Consider the following 14857-nt stretch of genomic DNA (forward strand, 5'->3'; position numbering starts at 1 on the left):
TCGAGCGCGTGTTCTAGGCTCGGGTCATGACAACCGACAAGCAGCGCACCCCCACGCCGATCGACCGGATCGCCGAGGACTGGGTGGACACCCTCGTCGATATCGACCCGACCGTGGGCACGTACATCGGCCGCACCGAGGTTGACGGCCGCTTCGGCGACTACTCCCCGGACGGCCTGGACCGCAGGGTCGACGCGGCCCGATCCTTCATCACCCGCCTCGACGCGGCCACGGCCGTCGACGACGTCGACGTCGTCACCCGCACCGACCTGCGCAGCTCGCTCGCCCTCGACGTCGAGAGCGCCGAAGCCGGATTGCCGCTGCGCGACCTGAACGTGATCGCGTCGCCGGCCCAGGGCATCCGGGAGGTCTTCGACCTGATGCCCACCGCCACCGTCGCCGACTGGGACACCGTTTCCGCCCGTCTGCGCGCCCTGCCCGGGGCCATCGACGGCTACATCCAGACCCTGCGCCTCGGCATCGAGCGCGGCAGTATGCCCGCCCGGCGTCAAGTGCAGGAAGTCATCCTGCAGGCCCGGCGCCACGCGGCGAACGACGGCTTCTTCGCCGAGTTCGCCGCCAACGCCGGCCACGACACGGGAGCGCTCCCGGCCTCGCTGGCCAAGGATCTCGACACCCGGGCGCGTGCCGCTGCCGCGGCCTATGGAACGCTGGCGGACTTCCTCGGCACCGAGCTCGAGGGCAGGGCCCCCACCCGCGACGCCATCGGTCGCGACCTCTACCTGCTGCAGTCCCGCCGTTTCCTCGGCGCGACCATAGACCTCGACGAAACCTATGAGTGGGGCGTGGAGGAGCTGGCGCGGATGGTCGCCGAGCAAGAGAGCATCGCCGACCTGATCAAGCCGGGCGCGAGCGTGCCCGAGGCCATTGCGTTCCTCGACACCGAACCCAGCCGCAAGCTGCACGGCACCGACGCCCTGCAGAAATGGATGCAGGAGACCAGCGACCGAGCCGTCGCCGAGCTCTCCGAGACCCAGTTCGACATCCCCGACGAGATCAAACGCCTCGAGTGCCTGATCGCCCCCACCCAGGAAGGCGGCATCTACTACACCGGGCCTACGGACGACTTCTCCCGCCCGGGCCGGATGTGGTGGTCGGTGCCGGTCGGGATCACCGAATTCGACACCTGGCGCGAATTGACCACCGTTTACCACGAGGGCGTGCCCGGCCACCATCTGCAGATCGGCCAGGCCGTCTACAACCGGGCCAAGCTGAACACCTGGCGCCGCCAGCTGGCCGGCACCTCGGGTCACGCCGAGGGCTGGGCGCTCTACGCGGAACGTCTGATGGAGCAGCTGGGCTACCTCGATGACCCGGCCGACCGTCTCGGCATGCTGGACGGGCAGCGGATGCGCGCCGCCCGCGTCGTCCTCGACATCGGCGTGCACCTCGAGAAGCAGCTGCCCGACGGTTCGGGCCCCTGGACCGCCGACTACGCCTTGGAGTTCTTGGGCCGGAACGTGAACATGAACGCGAGCTTTGTCAAGTTCGAGGTGAACCGGTACCTCGGCTGGCCGGGGCAGGCCCCGTCCTACAAGGTCGGCCAGCGCATCTGGGAGCAGCTGCGGGACAGTTACAGGGAGCGCGAGGGTGACGCCTTCTCGATCAAGGAGTTCCACCGCAAGGCCCTCGATCTCGGCGGGGTCGGCCTGGACACCCTCCAGGCGGCGATGCTCGGTTAACGTTCGGGGTCGATCGGCGTAGCTTCGGTGGGGACGGGCAAGTTGCCGGCCTCTCCCGCAAACAGCTAAGCTTAACTGTCACGCTTGTGACGAACTGTCCACCGCCATGCATGGTGCATGAGCACGAGTTTTTCCCGTGCGTGGCCCGAACTATGTCCATCCTGGAGCAACTACTACATGACAAACGCAACGACCGAACGGGCACCCAAGCAGGTCGCCATCAACGACATTGGATCTGCTGAAGACTTTCTTGCCGCGGTCGAAAAGACTCTGAAATTCTTCAACGACGGAGACCTCATCGAGGGCACCGTGGTGAAGATCGACCGCGACGAGGTTCTCCTCGACGTGGGCTACAAGACCGAGGGCGTCATTCCCTCCCGCGAACTTTCCATCAAGCACGACGTCGACCCCTCTGAGGTCGTCAAGGTCGGCGACCTGGTTGAGGCCCTCGTTCTTCAGAAGGAAGACAAAGAAGGCCGTCTCATCCTGTCCAAGAAGCGCGCTCAATACGAGCGTGCATGGGGCGACGTTGAGAAGATCAAGGAGTCGGATGGCGTTGTCACCGGTTCGGTCATCGAGGTTGTCAAGGGTGGCCTCATCGTGGACATCGGACTCCGTGGGTTCCTCCCGGCCTCGCTCATCGAGTTGCGCCGTGTTCGCGACCTGACCCCGTACCTGGGCCAGGAGATCGAGGCCAAGATCCTCGAACTCGACAAGAACCGCAACAACGTCGTGCTGTCCCGTCGTGCGCTGCTCGAGCAGACTCAGTCCGAGAGCCGCACCACGTTCCTCAACAACCTTCAGAAGGGACAGGTCCGCAAGGGTGTTGTCTCGTCGATCGTCAACTTCGGTGCGTTCGTCGATCTGGGTGGCGTTGACGGTCTGGTTCACGTCTCCGAGCTCAGCTGGAAGCACATCGAGCACGCCAGCGAGGTCGTCGAGGTTGGCCAGGAAGTCACCGTCGAGATCCTTGAGGTCGACCTCGAGCGCGAGCGCGTGTCGCTCTCCCTCAAGGCCACGCAGGAAGACCCGTGGCAGGTCTTTGCTCGCACCCACGCCATCGGCCAGGTTGCACCGGGTAAGGTCACCAAGCTCGTTCCGTTCGGCGCGTTCGTTCGCGTTGCCGAGGGCATCGAGGGACTCGTTCACATCTCCGAGCTCTCCGGCAAGCACGTCGAGCTCGCCGAGCAGGTCGTGTCGGTCGGCGACGAGGTCTTCGTCAAGGTCATCGACATCGACCTCGAGCGTCGCCGCATCTCGCTGAGCCTCAAGCAGGCCAACGACGGTGTCGACCCCGAGGGCACCGAGTTCGACCCGGCGCTCTACGGAATGCTCACCGAGTACGACGACCAGGGCAACTACAAGTACCCCGAGGGCTTCGACCCGGAGACCAACGAGTGGCGCGAAGGCTTCGAGACCCAGCGCGAGAAGTGGGAGCAGGACTACGCTGCAGCCCAGGCTCGCTGGGAAGCCCACAAGAAGCAGGTTGCCTCCGCGAACGACGAGATCACCGCCGTCAGCGATGTCCCGTCCGCCGCAGGCAACACCTTCTCGAACGAGACGGCCGGCGCCGGCACGCTCGCGGACGACGAGGCCCTCGCAGCACTGCGCGAGAAGCTCTCCAGCTCCAACTAGCACCGAGCTGACTGAAGGCCGCACCCTCCGGGGTGCGGCCTTTTTTCGCTTCGCCGGCGGATGCCGGTTCGTCCATTGAGGGCCGTTAGCATGGCAAGTGTGTACTTGATTGGACTGACCGGCGGGATCGCATCCGGAAAAAGCACCGTCGCGCGGCGGCTAGTGCAGCACGGGGCCGTGCACATCGACGCCGACCAACTCGCGCGGGTCGTGGTCGGGCCCGCCACCCCGGGGCTTGTCAAGATCGCGGATGCTTTCGGTGACGCGGTGCTGCTGCCCGACGGCAGCCTGAACCGGGTGGCGCTCGGCGCGGTCGTGTTCCGCGACCCGGAGGCGTTGGACCGCCTCAACGCGATCGTGCACCCCGAGGTGCGCGCGCGCTCGAACGCACTGATCCGCGAGGCGGAAGATGCCGACCGCAACGCGATCGTCGTGTACGACGTGCCCCTGCTGGTGGAGGCAGGCGTCGACCATCCTTTCGACCTCGTCGTCGTCACCCAGGCCGACGAGCCGACCCGGGTGCGCCGCATGGTGGAGCTGCGGGCGATGGATGTCGGCGAAGCGGAGCGCCGGATCCGCGCCCAGGCCAGTGACGCCGACCGTCACAGGATCGCCGACGTCGTCATCGACACGGGCGGCACTCTTGAGCAGACCCTGGAGCAGGTCGACGTGCTGTGGGACCAGGTGCGGGGTCAGGGTCAGCAGCGCATTGTCAGAGGCGCTCCGTAGACTGACGAGCATGGAACCCACGCGCTCTGTTAATCCGTTCGAGGTGGTGAGCGAGTACACGCCGAGCGGCGACCAGCCCACAGCGATCGCCGAGCTGGCCGGCCGCATCAACGCCGGAGAGACCGACATCGTGCTGCTCGGCGCCACCGGAACGGGCAAATCGGCGACCACGGCCTGGCTGATCGAACAGGTGCAGCGGCCGACCCTGGTGCTCGCCCATAACAAGACCCTCGCCGCGCAGCTCGTGAACGAATTCCGTGAGCTGATGCCCAACAATGCCGTCGAGTATTTCGTGTCGTATTACGACTACTACCAGCCCGAGGCCTATGTGCCCCAGACCGACACCTTTATCGAGAAGGACTCCTCGATCAACGCGGAGGTCGAGCGCCTACGGCACTCCACCACGAACTCCCTGCTCAGCCGGCGCGACGTCATCGTGGTCTCCACGGTCTCCTGCATTTACGGCCTCGGCACGCCCGAAGGCTACCTCGAGGCCATGGTCGCTCTCCAGGTCGGTCAACAGGTCAACCGGGACTGGCTGATCCGCAAGTTCGTTGCCATGCAGTACCAGCGCAACGACATCGACTTCTCCCGCGGCCACTTTCGGGTGCGCGGCGACACCATCGAGATCATCCCGATGTACGAAGAACTCGCCATCCGCATCGAGATGTTCGGCGACGAGATCGAGGCGCTCTACAGCCTGCATCCGCTCACCGGCGACATCGTGAGGAAGCTCGACTCCGTTGCCGTCTTCCCCGGCTCGCACTACGTGGCCAGCACGGACGTGATGGAGCGCGCCATCGGCACCATTCAGGAGGAGCTCGCCGAACGGCTTGAACAGCTGGAGCGCGGGGGCAAACTGCTCGAGGCCCAGCGCCTGCGCATGCGCACGCAGTTTGACCTGGAGATGATGGAGCAGATCGGTTTCTGCTCCGGCATCGAGAACTATTCCCGGCACATCGACCAGCGGCAACCGGGGGAGGCGCCGCATTGCCTGCTCGACTATTTTCCTGACGACTTCCTGATGGTCATCGACGAGTCCCACGTCACGGTGCCGCAGATCGGCGCCATGTACGAGGGCGACTCCTCGCGCAAGCGCACACTCGTCGATCACGGGTTCCGGCTCCCGAGCGCCCTCGACAACCGACCGCTCAAATTCGGGGAGTTCAAGGGGCGCGTCGGCCAGACCGTCTACCTCTCCGCCACCCCCGGCAAGTACGAGTTGGGCATCGCCGACGGCATCGTTGAACAGATCATCCGTCCCACCGGGCTGATCGACCCGCAGATCATCGTCAAGCCCAGTAAGGGCCAGATCGACGACCTTCTCGAGGAAATCCACAAGCGCGCTGACCGCAACGAACGCGTCTTGGTCACCACGCTCACCAAGAAGATGTCCGAGGAACTCACTGACTTCCTCACCGAGGCCGGCGTGCGGGTGCGGTACCTGCACTCGGATGTCGACACGCTCCGTCGCGTCGAACTCCTCACTGAGCTGCGGGCCGGCGTCTACGACGTCCTCGTGGGCATCAACCTGCTCCGCGAGGGGCTCGACCTGCCCGAGGTGTCGCTTGTCGCCATCCTCGACGCCGACAAGGAGGGCTTCCTCCGTTCGGCGACCTCGCTGATCCAGACCATCGGCCGCGCGGCCCGCAACGTCTCCGGCGAGGTGCATATGTACGCCGACCGGCTCACAGCCTCGATGGAGCGCGCGATCGACGAGACCGACCGCCGCCGCGAGAAGCAGGTGGCCTACAACACCCTTCACGGCATCGATCCCACCCCGCTGCGCAAACGGATCGCTGACATCACTGAGGTTCTCGCTCGGGAAGAGGCGGACACCGCCGAGCTTTTGGCCGGCCGCGACACCCGCCGCAAGGGCGTCGCGGCGACACCGCGCCGGCAGGGACTGGCCGCGAACGGCGCGAACGACCTTGAGTCGATTATCGCCGACCTGAACGGCCAGATGCTCGAGGCGGCGGGGGAGCTCAAGTTCGAGCTCGCGGCCCGGCTCCGCGACGAGGTATCCGAGCTGAAGCGTGAGCTGCGCCAGATGGAGAAGGCCGGCCACATCTGATCGGATGATTGGACTGGCTGGGTAGACTTCGAACATTTGTTCGCTCAGGGCGTGCTGATTCGCAGGGTTGGACGCGTGACGCTGCATAGAATCGAATGGTGTCAATTTCCAAGGTAGAGACCGGATCAAAACTCAACGTTCGTGGCGCCCGTGTGCACAACCTGCACAACGTGGACCTCGAGATTCCGCGCGATTCGCTCGTCGTCTTCACGGGGCTGTCCGGCTCGGGCAAGTCTTCGCTCGCGTTCGACACCATCTTCGCGGAGGGCCAGCGGCGCTACGTCGAATCGCTGTCCGCGTACGCCAGGCAGTTCCTGGGCCAGGTCGACCGACCCGACGTCGACTTCATCGAGGGCCTGAGCCCTGCCGTCTCCATCGACCAGAGATCGACCAACCGCAACCCTCGGTCGACCGTGGGCACCATCACCGAGGTCTACGACTACATGCGGCTGCTCTGGGCGCGCATCGGTGTGCCGCACTGCGCCGTCTGCGGCGAGGTCATCCAGGCACAGACCGTGCAGCAGATCGCCGACCAGCTGATGGGACTCGATGAGGGCGTCCGTTACCAGGTGCTCAGCCCGGTCGTATCCCAAAAAAAGGGCGAGTTCGTCGACCTGTTCAAGGAACTGGCAGCGGGCGGTTATTCCCGCGCCATCGTCGACGGCACCCCGATCCAGCTCAACGAGCCGCCCGTTCTGAAGAAGCAACTCAAACACGACATCTTCGTGGTCATCGACCGTCTGGTCGCCGGCCCCGACCTGCTGAGCCGGCTCACGGACTCCCTTGAGACGGCGCTCAAGCTGACCGATGGCATCGTGCAGATCAACTACGTCGACCGGGAGGGCGACGAGGCCTGGCAAAGCTACTCGGAGAAGCTCTCCTGTCCCAACAACCACCCCGTGCAGCTCACCGAGATCGAGCCGCGCACATTCTCCTTCAACGCGCCCTTCGGCTCCTGCCCTGAGTGCTCCGGGCTCGGCACGCGCATGTCGGTCGACGCAGACCTGCTTCTCGGCGACCCCGAGCTCAGCATCGCGGACGGCGTCGTGCTGCCCTGGACCACGCAGGGCAAGGGACTGTTCCAGTACTACGAGAAGCTCCTCGACGGGCTCGCCCGTGACCTGGACTTCTCCCTCGACACCCCGTGGGGCGAACTGCCCGCCGAGGTGCAGGACGCCGTTCTGCGCGGCGACAACTTCGAGGTCAAGGTGAAGTGGAAGAACCGCTACGGCCGGGAGATGAGCTACACCTCCGGCTTCGAGGGCGTCGTGCCCTACATTGAACGTCAGTACCTGCAGGCGGAGTCCGACACCCAGCGCGCCCGCTGGGGAGAATACCTGCGCGAAGTCGACTGCCCCGTCTGCTCCGGAACCCGGCTCAAGCCCGAGGTCCTCGCCGTGCTCGTGCACGGGGCCAGCATCGCTGATGTCTGCAACCTCAGTCTCACCGACGCCCGCGATTTCATGAACAAGCTCGAGCTGACCGACCGGGAGGCCGTCATCGCCGCGCAGGTGCTGCGAGAGATCAAGGCGCGCCTGGACTTCCTGATCCGCGTTGGCCTGAACTACCTCAATCTGGCCCGGGCCGCGGCGACCCTGTCCGGCGGCGAGGCGCAGCGCATCCGTCTGGCCACCCAGATCGGGTCCGGCCTGACCGGGGTGCTGTACGTGCTCGACGAACCGAGCATCGGCCTGCACCAGCGCGACAACCGACGGCTGATCGAGACCCTGGTTACCCTGCGCGACCTCGGGAACACCCTGATCGTGGTTGAGCACGACGAAGACACCATCAAGACGGCCGACTGGGTCGTGGACATCGGCCCGGGCGCCGGCGTCAACGGCGGCCATGTCGTGCATTCCGGTTCCTACGCCGACCTGCTCACCAACACGGAGTCGCTGACCGGGGACTACCTTGCCGGCCGCAGATCCATCCCGACCCCGGCCACCCGGCGCGAGATCGACCCGGCGCGCGAAATCTCGGTTATCGGCGCGGAGGCCAACAATCTCAAGAAGGTGTCGGTCAGCTTCCCGCTCGGCACGTTCACGGCCGTGACCGGCGTCAGCGGATCGGGCAAGTCGTCTCTCGTCAACGACATCCTGTACCGGGTACTGGCCAACCGGCTCAACGGCGCCCGCAAACTCCCCGGCCGGCACACTCGCGTCACCGGGCTCGAGCAGCTCGATAAGGTCATCCACGTCGACCAAGCCCCGATCGGGCGCACGCCGCGCTCCAACCCTGCCACCTACACCGGCGTCTTCGACAAGATCCGCACCCTCTTCTCCGAGACGATCGAGGCTAAGGCGCGCGGCTACCTGCCCGGCCGGTTCAGCTTCAACGTCAAGGGCGGCCGCTGCGAAGCCTGCTCCGGCGACGGCACGATCAAAATCGAGATGAACTTCTTGCCCGACGTCTACGTTGCCTGCGAGGTCTGCGGGGGAGCGCGCTACAACCGCGACACCCTCACCGTGCACTACAAGGGCAAAAGCATCGCCGAGGTGCTGGACATGCCGATCAGCGAGGCCGCCGATTTCTTCGAGGCGATCTCGTCCATCCACCGGTTCCTGAACACCCTCGTCGAGGTCGGCCTCGGCTACGTGCGCCTCGGCCAGAGCGCCACGACGCTGTCCGGCGGCGAGGCCCAGCGCGTCAAGCTGGCCACCGAGCTGCAGCGCCGGTCCAATGGCCGCAGCGTGTACGTGCTCGACGAGCCCACGACCGGCCTGCACTTCGAAGACGTGCGCAAACTGCTGCTTGTGCTGAACAGCCTGGTCGACAAGGGCAACACCGTAATCGTGATCGAGCACAACCTCGACGTGATAAAATCCGCCGACTGGGTGATCGACCTTGGTCCCGAGGGCGGCTCCGGCGGGGGCCGCGTGCTTGCCACCGGAACCCCGGAGCACGTCGCCACCGTGAAGAAGAGCCACACGGGCGTGTTCCTGAAGGAGATCCTGGCGGCACACTGACCGCCTCAGGAACCATCATGTCCGATGCGCTGAGCTATCGCCCCAAGACGGGCGAGATCCCCACGAGTCCCGGGGTGTACCGATTTCGTGACGAAACCGGGCGGGTACTCTATGTCGGCAAGGCCAAGAACCTGCGGGCGCGGCTCGCGAACTACTTCGCCCCGCTGAGCAGCCTGCATGAGCGCACCCGGCGCATGGTCACCACGGCCAGCTCGGTTGAGTGGACGGTCGTCGGCACCGAGGTCGAGGCCCTCCAGCTGGAGTGGACCTGGATCAACGAGTTCGACCCGCCCTTCAACGTGCGGTTCAAGGACGACAAGTCCTACCCGTACCTCGCGGTGACCCTCGCCGACGAGGCGCCGCGGGCTCTCGTCACCCGCACCACCGGCATCCGCGGCGCCCGGTATTTCGGACCGTACCCGAAGGTCTGGGCCGTGCACGAGACAATCGAGCTGATGCTCAAAGCCTTCCCCATCCGCACCTGCAACAACGCCAACTACAAACGGGCCATTCAGTCCGGCAAGCCCTGCTTCGGCGGGCAGATCGGGCGGTGCTTCGGCCCCTGCTCCGGCCTGGTCTCCATCGAGGAGCACCGGGTGATCGTAAATGAGTTCGTCAGCTTCATGGGCAGCCAGGATCGCAAGCTGATCAACCAGCTGACCGCGGAGATGAAGGATGCCGCGGTGGGCCAGAACTACGAGGTCGCCGCCAAACGGCGCGACCAGGTGCGGGCGCTGAACGCCGTTCTGGAGAAGAGCGCCGTCGTGCTCCGCGACAGCGTCGACATCGACCTGTTCGCCATCGACCAGGATGAACTCGCCGCGGCGGTGCAGTTGTTCATCGTGCGGGGCGGCCGCATCCGCGGTGTGCGCGGCTGGATGGTCGACAAGGAACTGGACCTCACGACGAGCGACCTGATCGACTCGATCATGCTGACGGCCTACGGCTCCGGAGCCGTGCCTCCGCGGGAGATCGTTGTGCCGGAGTTGCCCTACGACGCCGCGGCGCTGGAAACCTGGCTGGCCGGCGTCGGCAAACGCAAGGTCCGGCTTGTCGCTGCCCAGCGGGGCGAGAAGGCCGCCCTGCTCGCCACGGCGACCCAGAACGCCAAGCATGCCTTGATGCTCTACAAGACCCGGCGGAGCTCCGACTTCGTCGCCCGGTCCAAGGCCCTCGAAGACATCCAGGAGGCGTTGGAGATGCCCTCCGCGCCGCTCAGGATGGAATGCTACGACGTCTCGCACCTGAGCGGCACCAACATCGTCGCCTCCATGGTGGTGTTCGAAGACGGGTTGCCGCGAACCGACGAGTACCGCCGGTTCAGCATTCCCGAGTCCACGGATGACACGGACTCCATCTACCGCACGCTTACCCGCCGCCTGGCCTACCTGATCCCCGACGAGGAAGCGGCGCCGGAGAGCGAGGCCGATGCCACGGTGACGCGCAAGAAGTTCCGGTACCAGCCGAACCTGCTCATCGTCGACGGCGGCCAGCCTCAGGTGGCCGCGGCGGCGCGGGCGCTGCGCGAATCCGGCGTCACCGGTATCCAGCTGTGCGGAATCGCGAAGCGGCTCGAGGAAATCTGGTTGCCGGACTCCGACTACCCGGTGATCCTGCCGCGCAACAGTGACGCCCTGTTCCTGATCCAGCGCATCCGCGACGAGGCTCACCGGTTCGCGATCATGCACCAGCGCTCGAGAAGGAAGCGGGACATCACGTCGGTGCTGAACGAGGTCCCCGGTCTCGGCCCGGCCAGAGTCAAGGTGCTCCTGCAGCATTTCGGCTCCGTCACCCGGCTCAAGGAGGCGCCGGCGGAGGCGATTGCCGACGTTCGCGGCATCGGTCCGGTGCTGGCCGAGGCGATTCATCGCCACTTGCGCGCCTGAACGGTCCGGCTGATCGGTAGGCTGGACACTTAGGTTCCACCCGATCGAAGGCGCAGTCCAGAATGACAACGGAGAACGACAGGCAGGAAATGCTTATCGTGACGGGGATGTCCGGCGCAGGCCGCTCCACCGTGGCCAACGCGCTGGAAGACCTGGGCTGGTACGTCGTCGACAACCTTCCGCCGCAGATGCTGCGCCCGCTGGCCGAACTGGTCGGCCGGGCCGGCACCAGCCTGCCGAAGATCGCTGCCGTGGTCGATATCCGCGGCCGAGACTTCTTCACCGATTTCCAGGAGATCCTGCACTCGCTGCGCAAGACGTCCCAGGTACGGGTCATTTTCCTCGAAGCCCGCGACGACGTGCTCGTGCGACGGTTCGAATCCGTGCGACGACCGCATCCGCTGCAGGGCGACGGCACGATCCTTGACGGCATCGCGGCCGAGCGCGTCAAGCTCAGCGCCGTGCGCGAGTCCTGCGACCTCGTCATCGACACCTCCGATCTCAACATCCACCAGCTGGCCACGTCGATCTCGGACCGCTTCGCCGCCGAGGACGCCGCCGGGGTGCACGTCACGCTGATGAGTTTCGGCTTCAAGTACGGCCTTCCCACCGACGTCGACATGGTCGCCGACGTGCGTTTCCTTCCCAACCCGTTCTGGGTTCCCGAACTGCGCAGCCACAACGGCCAAGACTCCGAGGTGCGGGATTTTGTTCTCGCCCAGACCGGGGCGCGGGAGTTCATCTCGCACTACGCGGCGGCCCTGGAACCGGTCCTCGCGGGGTACCAGCGGGAGAACAAACGCCACGCGACCATCGCGGTCGGGTGCACGGGCGGCAAGCACCGATCGGTCGCCATGGCCGCGGAAATCGCGGCCCTGGTCAAGGACTTCCCCGGTGTCGCGGTCAGCGTCAAGAACCGCGACCTCGGACGGGAATAACCCGGTCACGGGCGACTGCATCCAGCAGACGCCCACTCCGGCCAGAACGACTACAACTCGGCCCCACATCAGGCCAGGACGACAGAATGGACAAGCGATTGGCACTCACCGCCGACGTCAAAGACGAGCTTGCTCGCGTCGAAATTTCAAAGACCACGGTGCGTGCAGCGGAACTGGCCACCATTCTCCGCTTCTCCGGCGGACTGCACATGATTTCCGGCCGGATCGCCATCGAGTCAGAGCTCGACACCCCTCTCCTCGCCAGGAGGGTGCGCAAAGATCTCGCCGAGCTCTACGGCGTGCGCAGCGACGTGACCGTGATCCCCGCCGCCGGCCTGAGGCGCGCCAGCCACTACCTGGTGCGAGTGCTTGACGGCGGCGAAACCCTCGCGCGCCAGACCGGGCTGCTCGACGCGAGACGGCGCCCGATTCGCGGTCTGCCGAACCGGCTCACCACGGGCTCGAAGGAAGAGATCGCCGCTGTCTGGCGTGGAGCCTTCCTCGCCCACGGCTCGTTGACCGACCCGGGTCGTTCGGCGGCGCTGGAGGTCACCTGCCCCGGGAACGAATCTGCCATGGCCCTCGTGGGAGCCGCCGGCCGCCTCGGAGTCGTCGCCAAGGCGCGTGAGGTTCGGGGCGTGCACCGGGTCGTCATCCGCGACGGCGACGCCATCGGCGCCATGCTCGTGCAGATGGGGGCGCAGGAGACCGTGCTCAACTGGGAGGCCCTCCGCCAGCGTCGGGAAGTGCGCGCGACTGCGAACCGACTGGTCAACTTCGACGACGCGAACCTGCGCCGCTCCGCTCAGGCCGCGGTGGCCGCGTGCGCGCGCGTGCAGCGCGCCATGGAAATCCTTGACGAGGAGATCCCGGAGCACCTCCGGTATGCGGGCGAGCTGCGCCTCTCCTTCCGCGACTCCAGCCTCGACGAGCTCGGTCACCACGCGGACCCGCCCATGACGAAGGATGCCGTCGCCGGCCGCATCCGTCGCCTGCTGGCCATGGCCGACAAGAAGGCCGCCGACCTGGGCATCCCGGGCACGGACGCGAACCTCCCGGCCGACCTCGATGACGTCTGACCTGCCCGGCGTTCAGCGTTCATCCACGTTCGTCACAGCCACAGCGCATCCTGAGTAGACTGGAATGGTTGCTCACGAACGGGTGGCGGAGCGTTTCGCGCCGACAACTACAGAGGAGATGCACCTTGGCTGAATACACACTTCCGGCTCTGGCCTACGACTACTCGGCTCTTGCGCCGAGTATCAGCGGCACCATCATGGAACTCCATCACGGAAAGCACCACCAGGCCTACGTCACCGGGGCCAACACAGCCCTGGCCCAGCTGGCCGAGGCTCGCGACAGCGGCAACCTCACCTTTGTGAACAAGCTCGAGAAGGACCTCGCGTTCAACTTGGGCGGCCACGTCAACCACTCGATCTTCTGGACCAACCTGTCGCCCGATGGCGGAGACAAGCCCACTGGTGACCTGGCTAGCGCAATCGAGGACAACTTCGGTTCCTTCGACAAGTTCCAGGCCCACTTCGCGGCCGTGGCCCTTGGCGTACAAGGCTCCGGCTGGGCGGTTCTCGCCTGGGACTCGATCGGCCAGCGCCTGATCATTCAGCAGTTCTTCGACCAGCAGGCCAACTTTGCGGCCGGCACGATTCCGGTGCTGATGCTCGACGTCTGGGAGCACGCGTACTACCTCGACTACCGCAACGTTCGTGCGGACTATGTGAAGGCGTTCTGGAACATCGTCAACTGGGCCAACGTCCAGGAACGCTTCACCATCGCACGCGAAAAGACCACCGGACTGCTGCTCCTTTCCTGAGAGGAGGGGCCCCCACGGGGGCCCGCAGCCCGTCCGATTCACCCACCACAACGCGCCTCGGCGCACGAGAATAGGAGACATTCGTGTCTGTAAAGATTGGTATTAACGGATTTGGCCGCATTGGCCGTAATTATCTTCGCGCCGCCCTGGCCCAGGGCAGCGACATCGAGATCGTCGCCGTGAACGACCTCACCGAGGCGAAGACGCTGGCTCACCTTCTTAAATATGACTCCATCACCGGTCGCCTTCCCGCCACCGTCGAGGTCGATGGAGACACCATCCTCGTCAACGGCAAGCCGATTAAGGTTCTTGCCGAGCGCGACCCCGCCAACCTGCCCTGGGCAGCCCTGGGCGTCGACATTGTGATCGAATCCACCGGACGCTTTACCAAGGCTGAGGATGCGCGCAAGCACATCACCGCCGGTGCCAAGAAGGTCATCGTTTCCGCTCCTGCCTCCGGCGAGGCGGCAACCATCGTCATGGGCGTCAATGAGGCAGACTACGACCCGGCCAAGTTCGACATCATCTCCAACGCGTCGTGCACCACGAACTGCCTCGCGCCCCTCGCGAAGGTGTTCAACGACAACTTCGGCATCAAGCACGGCCTGATGACCACGATCCACGCGTACACGGCCGACCAGAACCTGCAGGACGGCCCGCACTCTGACCTGCGTCGTGCCCGCGCGGCCGCTCTGAACATCATTCCGACCACGACCGGTGCCGCCAAGGCCCTCGGCCTGGTTCTGCCGGAGCTCAAGGGCAAGCTTGACGGCTTCGCGCTGCGCGTTCCGGTTCCCACCGGCTCCATCACCGACCTCACCGTCGTTGCCGAGCGTCCCGTCACCGTCGAGGCCATCAAGGCCGCGTACAAGGCTGCCGCCGAGGGTCCCCTCAAGGGCATCCTCATGTACACGGAAGACGAGATCGTCTCCAGTGACATCGTCACCGACCCGCACTCCTCGATCTTCGATGCCGGCCTGCTTCGCGTCATCGGCGACCAGGTCAAACTGTCCGCATGGTACGACAACGAATGGGGCTACTCCAACCGCATGGTTGACCTCACTGCGCTCGTCGCCAAGAGCCTCTAACGGAGTC

The 14857-nt window shown here is 65.5% G+C and carries 10 protein-coding genes; all 10 read left to right on the forward strand.

Features of this window, described 5'->3' with window-relative positions; genetic code table 11:
* The first annotated feature begins 26 nt into the window (after window positions 1-26).
* The 10 genes from E3T25_RS00790 (at window position 27) to gap (ending at window position 14850) form a co-directional block, all read left to right on the forward strand.
* A complete protein-coding gene (locus E3T25_RS00790) occupies window positions 27-1703 on the forward strand; it encodes a DUF885 domain-containing protein (protein ID WP_134371563.1) in 1677 nt (558 codons plus the stop codon).
* 177 nt (window positions 1704-1880) lie between these two features.
* Window positions 1881-3338 carry a 30S ribosomal protein S1 gene (rpsA, locus tag E3T25_RS00795; protein ID WP_104100545.1) on the forward strand — a complete coding sequence of 486 codons (1458 nt, stop codon included), beginning with the start codon at window positions 1881-1883 and terminating at the stop codon, window positions 3336-3338.
* Between the two features lie 99 nt (window positions 3339-3437).
* Window positions 3438-4067 (forward strand): dephospho-CoA kinase, encoded by a 630-nt coding sequence (coaE, locus tag E3T25_RS00800; protein ID WP_104100572.1) that lies wholly within the window; start codon window positions 3438-3440, stop codon window positions 4065-4067.
* Window positions 4068-4077: 10 nt separating this feature from the next.
* A complete protein-coding gene (uvrB, locus tag E3T25_RS00805) occupies window positions 4078-6141 on the forward strand; it encodes an excinuclease ABC subunit UvrB (RefSeq protein ID WP_134371565.1) in 2064 nt (687 codons plus the stop codon).
* Between the two features lie 98 nt (window positions 6142-6239).
* Window positions 6240-9107 carry an excinuclease ABC subunit UvrA gene (gene uvrA, locus E3T25_RS00810; protein WP_233191356.1) on the forward strand — a complete coding sequence of 956 codons (2868 nt, stop codon included), beginning with the start codon at window positions 6240-6242 and terminating at the stop codon, window positions 9105-9107.
* Between the two features lie 17 nt (window positions 9108-9124).
* The gene (gene uvrC, locus E3T25_RS00815) at window positions 9125-10993 is read left to right on the forward strand and encodes an excinuclease ABC subunit UvrC (protein WP_134371567.1); all 1869 of its coding nucleotides are present in this window, start codon (window positions 9125-9127) and stop codon (window positions 10991-10993) included.
* A 62-nt stretch (window positions 10994-11055) separates the two neighbouring features.
* Complete coding sequence (rapZ, locus tag E3T25_RS00820; RefSeq protein ID WP_104100549.1) at window positions 11056-11931, forward strand: RNase adapter RapZ; 876 nt, start codon at window positions 11056-11058, stop codon at window positions 11929-11931.
* A gap of 98 nt (window positions 11932-12029) precedes the next feature.
* Window positions 12030-13010, forward strand: a complete 981-nt coding sequence (gene whiA / locus E3T25_RS00825; RefSeq protein ID WP_104100550.1) for a DNA-binding protein WhiA — start codon at window positions 12030-12032, stop codon at window positions 13008-13010.
* A 125-nt stretch (window positions 13011-13135) separates the two neighbouring features.
* Window positions 13136-13762, forward strand: a complete 627-nt coding sequence (locus E3T25_RS00830) for a superoxide dismutase (RefSeq protein WP_104100551.1) — start codon at window positions 13136-13138, stop codon at window positions 13760-13762.
* 83 nt (window positions 13763-13845) lie between these two features.
* The gene (gene gap, locus E3T25_RS00835) at window positions 13846-14850 is read left to right on the forward strand and encodes a type I glyceraldehyde-3-phosphate dehydrogenase (protein WP_134371569.1); all 1005 of its coding nucleotides are present in this window, start codon (window positions 13846-13848) and stop codon (window positions 14848-14850) included.
* The last annotated feature ends 7 nt before the right edge of the window (window positions 14851-14857 follow it).

Source organism: Cryobacterium sandaracinum, from assembly GCF_004403415.1.
In the GTDB taxonomy this organism is placed as follows: domain Bacteria; phylum Actinomycetota; class Actinomycetes; order Actinomycetales; family Microbacteriaceae; genus Cryobacterium; species Cryobacterium sandaracinum.

Coding starts and splice junctions, on each gene's coding strand:
- E3T25_RS00790 (WP_134371563.1), top strand. CDS start 27: ATGACAACCGACAAGCAGCGCACCCCCACGCCGATCGACCGGATCGCC.
- rpsA (WP_104100545.1), top strand. CDS start 1,881: ATGACAAACGCAACGACCGAACGGGCACCCAAGCAGGTCGCCATCAAC.
- uvrB (WP_134371565.1), top strand. CDS start 4,078: ATGGAACCCACGCGCTCTGTTAATCCGTTCGAGGTGGTGAGCGAGTAC.
- uvrC (WP_134371567.1), top strand. CDS start 9,125: ATGTCCGATGCGCTGAGCTATCGCCCCAAGACGGGCGAGATCCCCACG.
- rapZ (WP_104100549.1), top strand. CDS start 11,056: ATGACAACGGAGAACGACAGGCAGGAAATGCTTATCGTGACGGGGATG.